This window comes from Streptomyces tubercidicus (assembly GCF_027497495.1).
Classification (GTDB): Bacteria; Actinomycetota; Actinomycetes; order Streptomycetales; family Streptomycetaceae; genus Streptomyces; species Streptomyces tubercidicus.
In genome coordinates this window covers 1,049,886-1,068,107 of record NZ_CP114205.1, presented here as the reverse complement: position 1 = coordinate 1,068,107, position 18,222 = coordinate 1,049,886, and the positions used below count along the sequence as shown (strand labels likewise).

6 protein-coding genes are annotated in these 18,222 nt (G+C 74.7%); 5 read left to right on the top strand and 1 reads right to left on the bottom strand.

Annotation, left to right across the window (positions count from 1 at the left end; translation table 11 throughout):
• Nucleotides 1-179 precede the first annotated feature (179 nt).
• Entirely contained in the window at nucleotides 180-2,804 is a 2,625-nt protein-coding gene (locus STRTU_RS04465; protein WP_159742335.1) for a beta strand repeat-containing protein, read from the bottom strand.
• An 883-nt stretch (nucleotides 2,805-3,687) separates the two neighbouring features.
• Here STRTU_RS04465 and STRTU_RS04460 point away from each other — a divergent pair.
• The 5 genes from STRTU_RS04460 to STRTU_RS04440 are packed head-to-tail and all read left to right on the top strand — an operon-like array spanning nucleotide 3,688 to nucleotide 18,218.
• Nucleotides 3,688-10,851: a type I polyketide synthase gene (locus tag STRTU_RS04460; protein ID WP_159742334.1), complete on the top strand. Its 7,164-nt coding sequence runs from the start codon at nucleotides 3,688-3,690 to the stop codon at nucleotides 10,849-10,851.
• Entirely contained in the window at nucleotides 10,844-15,748 is a 4,905-nt protein-coding gene (locus STRTU_RS04455; RefSeq protein WP_159742333.1) for a type I polyketide synthase, read from the top strand. Before STRTU_RS04460 ends, STRTU_RS04455 begins: the two co-directional genes overlap by 8 nt.
• A complete protein-coding gene (locus STRTU_RS04450) occupies nucleotides 15,738-16,055 on the top strand; it encodes an acyl carrier protein (protein WP_159742332.1) in 318 nt (105 codons plus the stop codon). Before STRTU_RS04455 ends, STRTU_RS04450 begins: the two co-directional genes overlap by 11 nt.
• A 7-nt stretch (nucleotides 16,056-16,062) precedes the next feature.
• The gene (locus STRTU_RS04445) at nucleotides 16,063-16,866 is read left to right on the top strand and encodes an alpha/beta fold hydrolase (protein ID WP_159742331.1); all 804 of its coding nucleotides are present in this window, start codon (nucleotides 16,063-16,065) and stop codon (nucleotides 16,864-16,866) included.
• 2 nt (nucleotides 16,867-16,868) lie between these two features.
• Entirely contained in the window at nucleotides 16,869-18,218 is a 1,350-nt protein-coding gene (locus STRTU_RS04440; protein ID WP_159746685.1) for a glycosyltransferase, read from the top strand.
• Nucleotides 18,219-18,222 lie beyond the last annotated feature (4 nt).

The window sequence follows — 18,222 nt, the reverse complement described above, 5'->3', positions numbered from 1 at the left end:
CGGTCGGCGGGGGAAGATGCCTTCCGGGCCTGTCCTTCGGGCCCGGCAGCCGTCCCCCGTATGTGGATTACGGGGGACGGCTGCCTCGCCGGTCGCTCACCGGCCCGAGGATGTTGTCGCTGGTTCGGTTGAGCGCCCGCACCTATCAGGCTGTGCGGCGCACGAACCGGGGTGGGGCATCAGGTGAGGCAGATGGCCAGGGTGCTGGAAGAGCTGAGCGTCCCGCCACTGGCGGCGGGAGTGGTCGCGGTGTAGGTGCCGAACAGCACCTGGCCGACATTGAGGGTGGCCGTGCAGCTGGCGTTGCCGCTCGCGTTGGCGATGGCGGTGCACACCACGGGGCCGGACGGACCGCCCAGGTGGAAGGTGACCACCGCGCCCGGCGTCGCCCCGCTGGCGCTGAACGTGGCCTGGGCGAAGGCCCAGGGCAGCGGAGGAACGTTCAGCCGGTAGCAGGCCGGTTGCGCCGTGAACCCGTTCGCTCCGCCCACGGTCACCGTCCCCGTCCCGGTGACTCCGGTGCAGGTGCAGGTGGTGTTGGCGGAGGTCACTGTGGCGGTGACGACGTTGGCCCCGGCCGGCAGGGTGCTGGTGGTGACGCTGGCCTGTCCGGAGGCGTTGGTGATGCCGATGCCCAGGGGGCCGCCGATGGTGCTGAAGAGGACGCTGGCGCCTGCGACCGGGGCGCCGCCGCAGGTGACGGTGGCCGTGACGGTCACCGGCTGCCCGGCGGACGGGGAGGCGGGGGTGGAGGTCAGGGTGACCGCGCAGTTGGGTGCGGCGCCCACGGTCACGGTCGCTGTCCCGGTGACTCCGGTGCAGGTGCAGGTGGTGTTGGCGGAGGTCACTGTGGCGGTGACGACGTTGGCCCCGGCCGGCAGGGTGCTGGTGGTGACGCTGGCCTGTCCGGAGGCGTTGGTGACGCCGAGCCCCAGGGGGCCGCCGGTCGTGCTGAACAGGACACTCGCGCCTGCGACCGGGGCGCCGCCGCAGGTGACGGTGGCGGTGAGGGTCACCGGCTGCCCGGCGGTCGGGGAGGCGGGCGTGGACGACAGGGTGACCGCGCAGCTCGGTGCCGTGCCCACGGTCACGGTCGCCGTGGCGGTGGCCCCGACGCAGGTGCAGGTGGTGGTGGCGGCGATCACGGTCGCCGTGACGACATTGGCCCCGGCCGGCAGGGTGCTGGTGGTGACGCTGGCGACTCCGGACGCGTTGGTGACGCCGGTTCCCAGGGGGCCGGCGGTGGTGCTGAAGAGGACCGTTGCGCCCGGGACCGGTGCGCCGCCGCAGGTGACGGTGGCCGTGAGGGTCACCGGCTGTCCGGCGGTGGGGGAGGCGGGCGTGGAGGTGAGGGTGACCGCGCAGTTCTGCCGTGCGGCGACCGTGACGTTCACGCTGGCGGAGATGCCGACGCAGGTGCAGGTGGTGGTGGCGGCGATGACGGTGGCCGTGACGACGTTGAGGCCGGTCGGCAGGCTGCTGGTGGTGAGGGTGGCCTGCCCCGCGGCGGTAGTGACTCCGACGCCCAACGACCCCGCTGTGGTGGCGAAGAGGACCGTCGCGCCTGCGACCGGTGCGCCGCCGCAGGTGACGGTGGCCGTGAGGGTCACCGGCTGTCCGGCGGTGGGGGAGGCGGGCGAGGACGTGATCGTGACCGCGCAGTTCTGCGGAGCGGTGACCGTGACGGTCGTCGTGGCGAAGATGCCGACGCAGGTGCACGTGGTGGTGGCCGCGATCACGGTGGCCGTGACGACGTTGGCCCCGGTCGGCAGGGTGCTGGTGGTGAGGGTGGCCTGTCCCGCGGCGCTGGTGATGCCGACGCCCAACGACCCCGCTGTGGTGGCGAAGAGGACCGTCGCGCCTGCGACCGGGGCGCCGCCGCAGGTGACGGTGGCCGTGAGGGTCACCGGCTGTCCGGCGGTGGGCGAGGCGGGCGAAGACGTGATCGTGACCGCGCAGTTCTGCGGTGCGGCGACCGTGACGTTCACGCTGGCGGAGACGCCGACGCAGGTGCAGGTGGTGGTGGCGGCGATCACGGTGGCCGTGACGACGTTGAGGCCGGTCGGCAGGGTGCTGGTGGTGAGGGTGGCCTGCCCGGCGGCGGTAGTGACTCCGACGCCCAATGAGCCCGCCGTGGTGGCGAAGAGGACGGTTGCGCCTTCAACTGGGGTGCCGCCGCAGGTGACGGTGGCGGTGAAGGTGACCGGCTGTCCGGCGGTCGGGTTGGCGGGCGAGGACGTGATCGTGACGACGCAGTTCTGCGGTGCGGTGACGGTGACGTTGACCGTGGCGGAGACGCCGACGCAGGTGCAGGTGGTGGTGGCGGCGATCACGGTGGCCGTGACGACGTTGAGACCGGTCGGCAGGGTGCTGGTGGTGAGGGTGGCCTGCCCGGCGGCGGTAGTGACTCCGACGCCCAATGAGCCCGCCGTGGTGGCGAAGAGGACGGTTGCGCCTTCAACTGGGGTGCCGCCGCAGGTGACGGTGGCGGTGAAGGTGACCGGCTGTCCGGCGGTCGGGTTGGCGGGCGAGGACGTGACCGTGACCACGCAGTCCTGCAACGCGGTGACGGTCACGGTCGCCGTGGCGGCCCCACTGGTGGCGCCGGCGGCAGTCACCGCGCCCGACACTGTCCCGGTGAAGGTGACGCTCGCATTGCCGCTGAGGTCAGCGACAGCGGTCTGCGGGAGCGCCGCGTCGTAGGTGAAGGTGATCAACTCTCCGGCTACGGCACCGGTGACGGCGGCTTGGAATGTCTGGCCCACCGTGACCGTTGACGGGGTGAGAGTGAGAGCGAGTGCCATGCTGGACAGCCCCTTTCGAAGGCTCCACGAAGGAGGTGGGGGGCTGTGCACGCCGGAGGGTTCGAAACTGTCCGAGCGCGCTCACCTGCCGGGGGTGCCCAGGAAACGACCACGCCGCATCACGACGGCAACGTCCATGGTCCCCGCCAGGGGATGGGCACCCCACCGTCGGTTAGCACCGATTGAAGCGACCGGCCTGACGCCACACCATGGGCGACGGCCGAGTTGACCCGAATGGCGCAGCGCGCATCGGCGCGCGCTCGTTCGCAACGCGACGCCGAGTGGGCTGGGCACCCGCGCGCACAAGGCCGGGTGGATCGTCGCTTGCGGGCGTCGGCCGCTGTCTGCTTTCGGTGAGCCGTTGGTTCACTGTGCCAACTTCCAGGAGCTACCGGCGGGTTGAGATGCGGGGGTCGGGTTTCGGTCGCCGCCACCGCCGCGGAGCGCCTCGGCGGGGCCGCCAGGAGGGCGGCACGGGGCAACGAAGCGCAGGTCGGCCCGGGGGTGACGGGGGCGCGGGGTGGTCCGGGGGCCGTCGTCGTGACCTTGGCGCAATCAACTACCGCATGTTGCACGTGCGTTGACAGTGCACGGGGGTGGCCTCACGATGCAACGCGGCATCAGCGGGCTGCTACCGCTGGTTACCGCAGGTGGCAGTGGTCAGCGTGTTCGCCCCCCGGCAGAAGGAGCGCCCGTGGTCCCCCGGCCCCCGTTCCCCGGCACCCCGCTTTCCCGATCGTCCGGTACCGGTGCTCCGCCTGGTGGTGGAGGGGCTGGTGAGCCTGATGGTTCACGGTCCCGTGGGCCTGATGGCGGGCCCGATGGCGGGATTTACGGCTCCGGAGCCGCCACCCGTCCGGAGGCTGCCGACCGCGATCTCGTCGTGGTGCTCTCGCCGTTCGAGGAGCCGGGCGAGCGGATCGTGCTGGCGGCCGCCCGCGCGGGCGCGCTGGGCCTGCTGGATCTTGGCCGGGACCCTGGGGCGGCGCGCAGCGCGCTCGCCTGGCTCGGCGGGGCGGGAGGGCATGAAGGGCTCTCCCACGGTGTGCGGATACCGGTGGGGTGTCCGCTGACGGCCGCCGATCTGCCGGAGACGGTCGACACCGTGCTGCTCGCCGACCCGCGGTCGTACGCCGCCCCCGGCCCGTACGCCGACCCCGCCCGCGACCCGGCCCCCGGGTGGCCGGAGGAGTGGGCCGACGGTGGGCGGCGTCGTGTCTGGGCCGAGGTCACCACCCCCGAGGAGGCCGCGGCGGCGTGTGCCGCCGGGGTCACCGCGGTCGTCGCGCGTGGCCATGAGTCGGGTGGCCGGGTGGGCGAACTCACCACCTGTGTCCTGCTGCAACGCCTCCTGGCCGACCCGGCCGTGACCGTTCCCGTCCTGGCCGCCGGGGGCATCGGCCCGCACACCGCCGCCGCGGCCGTCGCCGGTGGGGCGGCCGGGGTGCTGCTCGACTCCCAGCTCGCGCTCACCACCGAGGGCGAGGACCGGCTGCCCCGGGCGGTCGCCGCCGCGATTCGCGCCATGGACGGCAGTGAAACCACCGTCGTCGCAGGCCACCGAGTCCTGACCCGCCCGGACCTCCGCCCGTCCGACGCGGGCGACGGCGCCGGGCGAGGCGACGAGGCCGGGGGAGCGGAGACCGGCCATGCCCCCCATCCCACCCCCGTCACCGCCCGCCTGGGCGCCCGGGACCTGCGGACCCAGCTGCTCCCCATCGGCCAGGACGGTGCCTTCGCCGCCCGGCTCGCCGCGCGCCACCGCACCACCGGCGGCATCGTGCAGGCCGTACGGGCCGCCATCTCCGGCCATCTCGACGCCGCGGCGCGCATCCGTCCGCTCGCCCCCCGCCCCGGCGCCCGCCATCTCGCCGTGGCCCAGGGGCCGATGACCCGGGTCAGTGACGAGGCCGGGTTCGCCGCCGCCGTGGCCCATGAGGGCGGGCTGCCCTTTCTGGCCCTCGCCGTCATGGAAGGCGAGCAGGTACGCCGGCTGCTGGCCGAGACCGCCGAGCGGCTGGGCGACCGGCCCTGGGGCGTCGGCCTGCTCGGCTTCGCCCCGCCCGAACTCCGGCGCGAACAGCTCGCCGCGGTGGCCGAGTTCGCCCCCGAATACGCCCTGATCGCGGGCGGTCGGCCCGCCCAGGCCGCGCCCCTCGAAGCGGCCGGGACCCGGACCTATCTCCATGTCCCGGCGCCCGGTCTGCTGGAGCGCTACCTCGCCGAAGGCGCCCGGCGGTTCGTCTTCGAAGGGCAGGAGTGCGGGGGCCATATCGGCCCCCGGGCCAGCTTCCCGCTGTGGGAGGAGCAGATCGAGCGGCTGACCGCCCATGCCCGTACGCACGGCGGTACGGCCGAGGGGCTGGACGTGCTCTTCGCGGGCGGTATCCACGACGCCCGCTCGGCCGCGATGGCCGCGGCCGCCGCCGCCCCGCTCGCCGAACTCGGCGCCCGTATAGGTGTCCTGATGGGTACGGCCTACCTGTTCACGGAGGAGGCGGTGGCCACCGGCGCCGTGCTCCCCGGCTTCCAGGACACCGCTCTGGCCTGCGACCGGACCGTACTGCTGCGGACCGCGCCGGGCCACGCCACGCGCTGTGCCGACACCGCCTACACCGAGGACTTCGCGGCGGCCGAACGGCAGCTGGCCGCCAACGGCACGGAGCCCCGGGCCCGTTGGGAGGAGCTGGAGCGGCGCAACCTCGGACGGCTGCGGATCGCGAGCAAGGGCCTGCGGCACACGGACGGCGGACCGCCCGCGCCCGTGGGGGAGCACGAACAGCGCCGGGAGGGCCTGTACATGCTGGGCCAGGCCGCCACCGCGCGCCGCGCCACCACCACCCTCGCCGCGCTGCACAGTGCCGTGACCGACGGGGCCACCGACCAACTCGCCCTACGCGCCGCCGAGGTCCCGCCACCCGCCGCTCACCGGGACCGGGGCCGGGGCGAGGATGCCGCGCCGCTGGACATCGCCATCGTCGGCATGGCCTGCTGCTATCCCGGGGCGCCCGACGCGGGCCGCTACTGGTCCAATGTCGTCACCGGCGTCGACTCCGTCACCGAAGTACCCGCCGACCGCTGGGACGCCTCCACCTACCACGACCCGGACCCCGCGCGGGCGGGCGAGCGCACCCCGTCGCGCTGGGGCGGCTTCCTGCCCGCCCTCCCCTTCGACGCCCTCGCCCACGGCATCCCCCCGGCCTCCCTCACCGGCATCGAACCGGTGCAGCTGCTCGCCCTCGACGCCGCGGCCAAGGCCCTGGCGGACGCCGGATACGCCGGCCGCGACTTCGACCGCGCCCGTACCAGCGTCGTCTTCGGTGCGGAGGCGGGCACCGAACTGGCCGGTGCCTACGGGCTGCGCGCACTGCACCCGTCCTACCTCGGCGATCTCCCGCCCGCCCTGGACGCCGAACTGCCCCGGCTGACCGAGGACTCCTTCCCCGGCGTGCTCGCCAATGTCATCGCCGGACGCATCGCCAGCCGCCTCGATCTGGGCGGCGCCAACTGCACCGTGGACGCCGCCTGCGCCTCCTCGCTCGCCGCGCTCGACCTGGCCTGCCGCCAACTGCGCGACCACGACAGCGATATGGCTCTGTGCGGCGGTGCCGATGTGCACAACGGCATCAACGACTACCTGATGTTCGCGTCTGTGCAGGCACTGTCCCCCACCGGCCGCTGCCGCCCCTTCGACGCGGCGGCCGACGGGATCGCGCTCGGCGAGGGCGTCGGCTGTCTGGTCCTCAAACGCCTCGCGGACGCCGAACGGGACGGCGACCGGGTCTACGCGGTCGTCAAAGCGGTCGGTACGTCCAGTGACGGGCGGTCCCTCGGGCTGACCGCACCACGGCCCGAGGGCCAGCGGCGGGCCCTGGAACGCGCCTACCGCCGCGCCGGGATCAGCCCCGCACAGGTCGGCCTCCTCGAAGCCCACGGCACCGGCACGGTCGTCGGCGACACCACCGAACTGGCCGTCCTCACCGAACTGTTCGAGGCCGCGGGCGCGGCACCCGGCAGCTGTACGCTCGGCTCGGTCAAATCGCAGATCGGACACACCAAATGCGCCGCCGGACTGGCCGGTCTGATCAAGGCGGCGCGTGCGGTGCACAGCGGGGTGCGGCCGCCGACCCTGCATCTGACCCGGCCGACCGAGGCGGACACCGGCCCGTTCCGCTTCGACACCGGACACGCGCGGCCCTGGCCGGTCCCCGCCGCACAGCGCATCGCGGGAGTGAGCGCCTTCGGCTTCGGCGGCACCAACTACCACGCCGTACTCGCCGGTTACGACGGCGCCCCCGAACCCGCCCACGCCCTGACGGACTGGCCCGCCGAGCTCTTCTGCTTCCGTGGCACCGACCGCTCCGCCGCCGTACGGACCATGGAGCGCCTCGCCGCGCGACTGGCCGAGAACGACCAGGCCGGGCGCCCGTGGCCGCTGCGCGACCTGGCCGCCGAGACCGCGACGGCGGACGGCCCGGTCCAGGTCTGCGTGGTGGCCGAGGACCTCGACGATCTCGCCGCCAAGCTGACCCAGGCCCGCCAATTCACCCCCGCCGACGGCGTCTACCTGCGCGAACGGGATGCCGACCCCGGGCAGCTCGCCTTCCTCTTCCCCGGGCAGGGCAGCCAGCGCACCGGAATGCTCAGCGAATTGTTCCTCGCCTTCCCGGCGCTGCGCGGCCTCCTGGACGACGCCGATCCGGACTGTGTCGCGGCCATGTTCCCGCCCGCCGCCTTCACCCCTGAGAGCCGGGCCGCCCAGCAGGCCACCCTCACCGACACCCGGGTCGCCCAGCCCGCGCTCGGCCTCGCCTCCGCCGCCGCACACCGGCTGCTCACCGCACTCGGGGTACGCCCCGACTGCACGGCCGGTCACTCCTACGGTGAGCTGACCGCCCTGTGGGCCGCGGGCGCCTACGACACCGAGGCACTGCTCCGGCTCAGTGCCCGGCGCGGCGAGGCGATCCTCTCGGCCGCGGGCGACGACCCCGGCGCGATGGCCGCCGTGGTGGCCACGCCGGTCCGGGTACGGGAGCTGATCCGCGACACCGGCGTGGTCGTCGCCAATCACAACGCGCCCGAACAGAGCGTGATCTCGGGCCCGACGGAGGCCGTGGAAGCGGCCGTCGCGGCGCTGCGTACGGCCGGTACTGACGCGCGCCGTCTGCCCGTCGCCTGCGCGTTCCACAGTCCACAACTCGCCGCCGCCCGCGACACACTCGCCGCGGAACTCTCCGCGACCGAGGTGGCCGCGCCCGCCCTCCCGGTATGGTCCGGCGCCACCGCGCGCCCCTACGCCCGCGAGGCGTGCGCGATACGGGACACCTTGGCGGGGCAGGTCGCCGCCCCGGTGCGCTTCGTGGAGCAGATCGAGGACATGTACGCCGCCGGGGTGCGCACCTTCGTGGAGGCCGGACCCGGCCGGGTGCTCACCGGTCTGGTCGGGCAGATCCTGGCCGGACGTCCGCACACCGCGCTGGCGCTGGACGTACCGGGCGAGTCCGGACTGGCCCGGCTGCCGCACGTCCTGGCGCGGCTCGCGGCGGCCGGGGTTCCGGTTGACCCGGAGGGGCTGTTCCGTGGGCGTGCGCAGCCCTTGCCTGCTTCGGCGCCGCGCCGTCCGGGGTGGCTGGTGAATGGGCATACGGTGCGTACTGCCGATGGGGCCTTCCTGCCTGGTGGGCTGCGGCCGGCCCGGCGGGTGGAGAGTCGGCCGGGCGATTCGGGGGCGGCGCGGGCCGATGGCGGTGCGGCTCCCGGGGAGGACACGCGGCAGGCGGCCGTGTTGGAGTATCTGCGGGCCACGCGGGAGCTGGTGGCGGCGCAACGTGATGTGGTGTTGCGGTATTTGGGGGAGGGGGGCGCGGCTGGTGGGTTCGCCGAGTCGTCCGATGCGTTTGCCCGGTCCGCTGCGTCCCCGTCGGCTGAGGCCGTCGGGCCCGTTCTCGTCCCGCCGTATACCGAACCCGCCGGAGCCGGTGCCGGTGCCGGTGCCGGGGCCGACCCCGCCGTCGCTGTGGGGGATGCCGCAGTCGCGCAGCCGTCCGCCACCGGGCCGCGGCTCCTGAGCCCCGCCGAACTCCTCGATGCCGTAAGGGAGATCATCCACCAGCGGACCGGATACCCCCACGAGATGCTCGATGCCGGGCTCGACCTGGAGGCGGACCTTTCGGTGGACTCCATCAAGCGGGTGGAGATCATCGGCGCGCTGGCCGACCGGATCGGACTGCCGCAGGACGCGGACGGGGCCATGGAGTCGGCCGTGGAACAGCTCGCCCGCGTCAAAACCATCAGCGGCATCGTCGACTGGATCGCCGCCACCCGCACCGAACCCCCGCCGGCCCCAGCCGAACCCGAGCCCACACAGGCCGCACCGGCCGCACCGGCCGCGCCAGTCGCACCGGCCGCACCCACCCCACCAGCCGCACCAGCCGCACCGGTGCCGCCCGCAGCGCCGCCCGCTCCCGTTACGACCACGGGAGAACCGACCACCGCCGGGCACCCCGCCGCCACCGGGCACCCCACCACCACCGGAAACCCCGTCACCCCGAAGGAGCCCGACGCCGCCCCGCTGCCGCTGCGCCCCACCCGCTCCCTCGTCCGCGTCACCCCCCTGGGCCCGCCCGTGGCCCGGCCGCCCGCCGAGGTGGTGGCGGGCAGTGACTTCGCCGTGGTGGAGGACGGCCAGGGCGTGGCGCTGGCTCTCGCCGCCCTGCTGGAGAGTCATGGCGCACGGGTACGGACCGTCCCCGCCGAGCGGTTGGCCCGGTGTGTCGCCGGCAGTACCGGTGGAGTGGTGGATCTCAGCGCCCTCCGGGCGGGCCGCGGTGCCGTACTGCCGGGACAGTTCGAGGCGTGGCGTACCGCCCTGACCGGTGGGGCCCGCCGCCTGCTGCTGGCCACCGCGGCCGGCGGCACCTTCGGCCAGGACACCACCGCGGACGCCCCCGACCCGCTGCCCGGAGCCGGGCTGCGCGGCTTCGCCCGTACGGCCGCCCTCGAATACCCCGACGTCCTGATCCGCGCCGTGGACCTCGACCCCAAGGACCGCCCCGAACGCCTCGCCGCCCACCTCCTGGCCGAACTGTGCGCCCCCGGTGAACCGGTCGTCGTCGGCCGCACCAACGGCACCCGCACCACCCTGCGCGCCGTCCCCACACCCCTGCCGGACGACCGGACCCTCCTGGGGCGGCCGATGCTCGGGCCCGGCTCCGTGGTGCTGCTGACCGGCGGGGCACGCGGGATCACCGCCCGTACGGCCCTCGCCCTGGCCCGCGCCCACGGGTGCCATATCGAACTCCTCGGCCGTACGCCCCTACTGGACACCCCTGAGGACCCGGCCCTCGCCCACGCCCACGACCGCATCGCACTGCGCGCCGCGCTCCTCGCCCAGGGCCTGCGCCGACCCGCCGAGATCGAGGCGGCCGCCGGGGCCGTGCTGGCCCGCCGTGAGATCACCGGCACCCTCGCCGCCCTGGAACCGTTCGCCGCCTCGGTGCGCTACCACGCCGCCGATGTCACCGATGAGTCCGCCGTGCACGCCGTGGCAGCGGACATCCGGGCCCGGCACGGCCGCCTCGACGGGATCGTGCACGGCGCCGGCACCCTCGCGGACAAGCTGCTGCGGGACAAGGACCCGGCCTCGTTCGCCCGGGTCTTCGCCACCAAGGTCGACGGCGCCCGCCATCTGCTGTCCGCCGCCGGTGACGACACCGGCTTCCTCGTCCTCTTCGGCAGCGTCGCCGGGGTCTTCGGCAACCGGGGCCAGGCCGACTACGCCGCCGCCAACGACGCCCTGGACACCCTCGCCACGGCCTGGTCGGCCCGCACCTCCCGGCGGGTCCTGGCGGTCGACTGGGGCCCGTGGGCGGCCGAGGGCGGCGGCATGGTCACCCCCGAACTGGAGCGCGCCTACGCCCGCCGGGGCATCCCGCTCCTGGATCCCGACGCCGCGGCCGCCGCCCTCCTGGACGAACTGGCCCACGGCACGGCGGCCCAGGTCGTACTGGCGGCCGAGGCCGACGGGCAGGTGACGGGCGATGAATGAGTCCCCCGCCCGGCGCACCGGCCCCCGGCCCACGGACGCCGCGATCGTCGGCATGGGGGCGCTCTTCCCCGGCGCCGAGAACCTCGCCGCCTACTGGCGCAACCTGGTGGCCGGTAAGGACTGCATCACAGACGTGCCGGCCGACCGCTGGGACCCGGACATCTACTACGACCCGCAGGGCGCCGAAGGCCCCGCCCGCAGCGACCACTTCTACTGCCGCCGGGGCGGCTTCCTGGACGGTCCGACCGCCTTCGACCCCACCCGCTTCGGCATCATGCCCGCCGCCGTCGGGGGCGCCGAGCCCGATCAGCTGCTCGCCCTGCGCACCATCGCCGACGCCGTCGCCGACGCGGGTGGTGAAGAGCGGCTGCCCGCCGACCGGTCCCGTATCGGCGTGATCCTCGGCCGCGGCGGCTTCATGGGCGTCGCCACCGCCCGGCTCGACCAGCGGGTCCGTACCGCCCATCAGCTCGCCCTCACCCTGCGCGAACTCGCCCCGGAATTGGGTGCGTCGAAAATCGCGTCCATACGGGAGGCGTTCCAGACGAGCCTCGGCCCGGAACAGCCGGAAGCCTCCATCGGCCTGGTCCCCAGCTTCACCGCCGCCCGCACCGCCAACCGGCTGGACTTCCGCGGCCCCGCCTACACCCTCGACGCGGCCTGCGCCTCCTCCCTGCTGGCCGTGGCACAGGCCGTCGACCTGCTCGCCGCCGGCCGCTGCGACCTCATGGTCGCCGGAGCCGTGCACCACTGCCATATCGCCACCCTGTGGAGCGTCTTCACCCAGCTGCGTGCGCTCAGCCCCACCCAGCGCATCCGCCCCTTCGACCGCCGGGCCGACGGCACCCTGCTGTCCGAAGGCACCGGCGTCGTCCTCCTCAAGCGCCTGGCCGACGCCGAGCGCGACGGCGACCGGGTGTACGCGGTCATCCGCGGCACGGGAGTGGCGGGCGACGGCCGCGCCGCCGGTCTGATGAGCCCGCAGCCGGAGGGCCAGATCCGCGCACTGGAGCAGGCCTGGGCCGCTGCCGGGCTGGACCCCACACACCCCACGGCGCTCGGCCTGCTGGAGGCGCACGGCACCGGGACCCCGGTCGGCGACGGCGTGGAACTCGCCACCTTGGCCCGGGTGTTCGGCCCGCGCGGTGCGGGCGTGCCGCCGGTCGGCCTGGGCTCGGTGAAGTCGATGCTCGGCCACACCATGCAGGCCGCCGGTATCGCCGGACTGATCAAGGCGGCGCTCGCTGTCCACCACCGGACACTGCCGCCGACACTGCACCTGGACGAGCCGCACGAGGGCCTGGCGCGGACCCGTATGCGCCCGCTCACCGAGGCCGAGCCCTGGGACGCCGGGCAGGCACCGCTGCGGGCGGGCGTCAACGCCTTCGGCTTCGGGGGCATCAACGCGCACGCCGTTCTGGAGGAGGCACCGGGGCGGTGGGTTCCGGCGGCACCGCGCCCGCGGCCGGGGGCCTTGGTGCGGACGGCGTCGTTACGGACGGGACCGTCGCCGACGGCTTCGTCGTGGACGGAGCTACCGCCGAGGGCCTCGTTGCGGACGGTCGAGCCGGAGCGCGCCGTTCTGCTCGCCGCGGATACGCCGGTCCAACTGGCCGACGCCTTACGGGATGTGGGGGAGGGGGGCCCGGCGCCGGACGTGAGCGGTCCGGCGGCAGGCCCCGGTGCCCCCGTCCAGGATGGCCCCTGCCGCCTCGCCCTCCTCGACCCCACCCCGCAGCGCCGCGTCCTGGCCGCCAAGATCCTTGCCCGTGGTCTGCCCTGGCGGGGGCGCGGCGAGGTGTGGTTCACCCCGGACCCGTTCTTCGGCCCGTACGCCCGCCAGGAGGGAGCGCGGCTCGCCTACCTCTTCCCGGGGCTGGAGGCGGAGCCGCCGCCCCGTGTGGACGATATCGCCGACCGGATGGACCTGCCCCGGCCTTCGTTCTCCGGCGGCAGCGGCCTGGTCGAACGCGCCGTGGACACCCTCGCCGCCGGCCGCATACTGGCCCGCGCACTGGACGAACTGGGCCTCACCCCCGACCTGTTGACCGGCCACAGCCTCGGCGAATGGACCGCCATGGTCGTCGCCGGAATGTATCGGCCCGAGGCCGTGGACGCCTTCCTCGACTCGCTGCGGCCGGGCTCCCTCGCGGTACCCGACCTGGTCTACGCGGCCCTCGGCTGCGGTGCCCCGCAGGCGGCCGCCGCGCTCGCGGGCCTGGAGCGGATCGCGGTCAGCCATGACAACTGCCCCCACCAGTCGGTGATCTGTGGCGCGCCGGAGCCGCTGGCCGAGGCCGTACGCAGACTCGCCCGACAGGGGGTACGGGCCCAGGAGATGCCCTTCCGGTCCGGCTTCCACACCCCGATGTGGGCGCCCTACCTCCATCAGACCGGCACCGCCTTCGACACCCTGCCCTTACGGGACCATCGGCTCCCCGTATGGTCGGCGACGACTGCCGCCCCTTTCCCGGACGGTCCCTCCGCGATCCGCCGGCTGGTGCTGCGGCACCTCCTGGAGCCGGTCCGCTTCCAGGAGCTGACCCGACGGCTGTACGAGACGGGCGTCCGCGCCTTCGTCCAGGTAGGCGCCGGCAGCCTCACCGGCTTCGTCTCCGACACCCTCCACGGCCAGGACCACCTCACCGTCGCCGCAACCGACCCCCGCCGCGACGGCCCCGCCCAACTCCGCCACCTGGCCGCCGCGTTGTGGACCGAGGGCCTGTCGCCACGGTGGGAGCGGTTGGGGTTCCCGCGCGGGGCGGGCGTGGTGATGGGCCGGGCCACGGACGACGCTACGGGGCGGGCCGTGGACCGCGTCGCGGAGGGCGCTGAGGGCGGAGCTACGAGCGGTGCCACGGGCCGCGCTACGGACCGCGCCACGGGCCGTACGGCGGGCCCGGAAGGGGCCGGTGCGGCGGACCGCTCGGCGGCGGCCCCGGCAAGAGCCGCAGCGGCGATACGGCTCGACCTCGGCTCACCGCTGGTCCGCCTCGGCGAGCGGACATCAGGTTTCCCGGTTCTCACCGCGCCGCTCGCCCCAGGCACCCCAATTCTCGCGCCCGCCGGCTCCCCCCCACCCCCGAACCCACCCCCCGCCCCCTCCCCCGAAGGGGGAGGAGGGGGAGGGGGCGGGGGAGCGCTCCCGCACCCCCGGCCGACCGCCGCCGAACCCGTCCGGCAGGCCCTGGACACGGTCCTCGCCGAAACCCGGGCCGCCACCCGCACCGTCACCGCCGCCCTCGCCACCGCAGACGTCCGCAGCGTCCCCGCCCACCACCCCGTCGCCGCCCCTCACACCGCCGCCCCCTCGGTCACCGCCGCCCCCGCCCCCCGAACCGCCCTCCGCCACCTCTCCCTCCAAGCCCTCCCCTACGTACGTGACCACTGCGTCTACCTCCAGCCCGACGACTGGCCCGAGGCCGCCGACCGTTTCCCCGTCGTCCCGATGACCACCCTGCTGGAGCTGGCCGCCGAGGCGGCCCGGGAGTTGGTTCCCGGGCGGCTCGTCACGGGGTACTCCGATGTGCGGGCCCTGCGCTGGCTGGCCGTCGCTCCGCCCGTCGATCTGGTCGTGACCGCCACCCCCGACGGGGAGGGGCGGGTGCGGGTGAGTCTTGGTGAGTACGCCGCCGTGACCGTCCACTTGGCGGCACAGCACCCGGCGCCGCCGCCCCCCGACCCGGCGCCTCTGGCGTCCGGCCGGCCGGCGCCGGTCAGTGCGGAGGCGCTCTACCGGGACCGGTGGATGTTCCACGGGCCCGCGTTCGCGGGGGTCCACGAGGTCAGTACGGTCGCCGCCGACGGCATCCGCGGCACACTGCGCGCACTGCCCGCGCCGGGTGCCCTCCTGGATGCCGCGGGGCAGCTCCTCGGCCACTGGATGCAGCTGAAACTGAGCGGTGACCGCCTGGTCTTCCCCGCGACGCTGGAGCGCGTACGGCTCTACGGCCCGCCGCCCCGCGAGGGTGCGCTGCTGGCGGCCACCGCCCGGATCCGCGAGGTCAGAGCCGGTTCGGTGCGCGGCGAGGTGGAGCTGTGCGGCGCCGACGGCCGTGTATGGGCGCGTCTGGAGGGCTGGACCTACCGGCGCTTCGGTGCCGATGAGCGGGTGTGGCCGATGAAGTTCACGCCGGAGGTGTGCGGTATCGGTGAGCCGCGGCCGGGCGGCTGGTGCCTGGTCCGGCGGCGCTGGTCGGACCCGGCCTCGCAGGAGCTGGTCATGCGCCGCTATCTGGGCGCTGCCGAGCGTGCCCGTTACGAAGAATGTGCGCCCCGCGCCCGCGCGGCCTGGCTGCTGGGCCGGATCGCGGCCAAGGACGCGGTGCGGGAGCTGCTGTGGGAGTCGGGGGCCGGGCCGGTCTTCCCGGCCGAGATCCAGGTCGGCACCGACGCGCACGGCCGCCCCTGCCCCCGGGGCCCGCTCGCCGACGGCCTCCATCTCTCGCTCGCGCACAAGGACCGGATCGCCGTCGCCCTCGCCCACCGGTCGGGCCCGGTCGGGATCGACGTCGAGCGCGTCACCGACGATCCGCAGGCCCTTGAACGGATCGCCCTCACCCCGGCCGAACGCCGCCTGGCCGACGACCTCCACGCACGGCACGCACCCGGGAACACCGGCCGCGCCTACTGGCTCACCGCCCTGTGGTGCGCCAAACAAGCCGCGGCGAAGGCGGCGGGCACCGTACCCGGCCGCCGGCCGCTGGAGTGGACCGTGACCCCCGGACCGGGCGGCGCGCTCCGGGTGGTCTCCCCGGACGGCCGGCCCCACCTCGTCCACCTCGACTCCGTCGACGATCTGTCCGGGCGCCATGTCGTGGCCTGGACCGGGCCGCGGCCCGAGGACCGTACGGGCACCGACACCCTCACTCCCACGGAGGCCACCCATGGCAGCTGACCCGCTCCCCGAGCGCACCGGGACGATCCTGGCCGAGATCACCGACATGCTGGTGAGCGTCGTCGGCGACGAACTCCTCGTCGTGGGCGAGATCACCGGCGCCACCACCTTCAATGACGATCTGGCCCTGGAGAGCATCGAGTTCGTCGCGCTGGCCGAACTGCTCCAGCAGCGCTACGGCCCGTCGGTGGACTTCCTCGGCCTGCTCGCGGAGAAGGACATCGACCAGATCCTGGCCATGACGGTCGGTGAACTCGCCGCCCATATCGACCGGGTCACCGTCGCCGACCAGGCTTGCGCGAGCTGACCGCGCCATGGCCCTGACACCCGCGGGCGGGCTGCGCCTGCACACCCAGTGGCTGCCGGGCCACGGCGGCCCCCGGCCCGACAGACCCGCCGTCGTCTTCCTCCACGGGCTGGTGATGGACAACCTGTCGAGCTTCTACTGCACCCTCGCCGGCCCCGTCTCCCGCGCCGGACACGATGTGCTCCTCTACGACCAGCGCGGGCACGGCCGCAGCGAACGCCCGCCCAGCGGGTACGACAGAGCCACCTCGGTGGCCGACCTCATCGCCCTGCTCGGCTCCCTGGGCCTCGACCGTCACCCGGTCCATCTGGTCGGCAACAGCTACGGCGGCGCGCTGGCACTGCACACCGCCCTCGTCCGGCCGGAGCTCGTCGCCTCCGTCGTCCTGATCGACGCCCATCTGACCGGCGACTGGATCGAGGACATGACCGACACCCTCTCCGTCGCCGCCCTCGGTCTCGAACACCGCCGGACGGGGGAGCAGTTGGCCGCGCTCGGGCGACGCAAGGAGGCCCGGCTGTCCGCCGCCGCCGATGCGCTGCTCAACCACACCACCCTCATCGAGGACATCGCGGCCGATACGCCCTTCACCTGCCACGACTTCGCCCGGCTGCGCCGTCCGGTCCTCGGCGTCTACGGAGAGCACTCCGAACTCCTCCCCGGTGCACAGGAGTTGATGCTGAGCGCGCCGGACTGCGAACTCTGTGTGCTGCCCGACGTGGGGCACACCGTGCTCAACGAGGCCACCGAGGGGCTGTGTGATGCGCTGCTGGGCCGGCTCGGCGCACCGGCCGGGGCGGTGGCCCGATGAGAGTGCTGTTCGTCGTGCCGCCGCTGGCCGGGCACGTCAACCCCACCCTCGCCGTCGCCGCCGAACTCGCCGCGCGCGGCCACCAGGTCGCCTGGACGGGGCCCGCAGCGGCCCTGACACCGCTGCTCCCCACGGGCTCCCTGCTGTACGCGGCGGGAGACCGGGACGCGGACGGCGGCCATGACCTGGGCGGCGCGCGGTGGCGCGATCTGCGGGGCATCGCCGCGCTGCGCTTCCTGTGGGCGGAGGCCCTCATCCCGCTCGCCCGCGCGATGCTGCCCGGTGTGCACACCGCCGTCGAAGCCTTCCGGCCCGATGTCCTGGTGGCCGACCAACAGGCCCTCGCCGGGCCTCTGGTGGCGCGCCGGCACGGCCTGCCCTGGGCGACCTCGGCGACCACCTCGGCGGAGATCATCCGGCCGTTCGACGACTTCCCGAAGGTGGGGGAGTGGGTGACCCAGCGCATCGCGGCACTGCTCGCCGAATGCGGTGCGCCCGGCGGCTGGGACCCCCGCTTCTCCCCGCACCTCGTCCTGGTCTTCTCCACCCCCGCACTCATCGGAGACGGCGGTCCGGATCCGGCCGCGGCGAGCGCACCGCATGCACACACGCACGCGAACACGCATGCACACACGCACGCGACCGACGGCGGGCCCGGCGGCGCCCCCGGGAGGTACCCGCCGCATTACGCCTTCGTCGGTCCCGCCTTCGGCGCCCGCCCCACCGGCGGGGACTTCCCGTGGGGTCGGCTCGACCCCGGCCGCGCCCGGGTGCTCGTCTCGCTGGGCACCCTCAACCGGGCGGCCGGCGCCCGCTTCTACCCCGCCGTACTGCGCGCCGCGGACGCCCTCGCGGACCGGGCGCAGCTGATCCTGGCCGCACCGGCCGACCTCGCCGGGGACATTCCGCCGCACATGCTGCACCAGGAGTACGTCCCCCAGCTCCAGCTGCTGCCGCATCTCGACGCGGTGCTGTGCCACGGCGGCCACAACACGGTGTGCGAGGCGCTCGCGTACGGGCTGCCGCTGGTGGTCGCCCCCGTACGCGATGACCAGCCGATCGTCGCCCGCCAGGTGGCCGAGGCCGGGGCGGGCGTACGGGTGCGCTTCGGCCGGGCCCGTACGGACGAGCTTCATCAGGCCCTGGCCGCTGTACTGGACGACCCGGCGCACCGGAGTGCGGCCCGCCGTATCCAGGCGTCCTTCGCCGCGGCGGGCGGCGCCGCCGCAGCGGCCGACCGCCTGGAGAAACTCCCGCCCGGCGCCCGCGGACCGCACCCCGGCCCGAAGGGACCGCACCCCGGCCCGTCCGCACCCGGCACCGCCCCGACCGACAACGAGAAGGGACCGTGAGCCA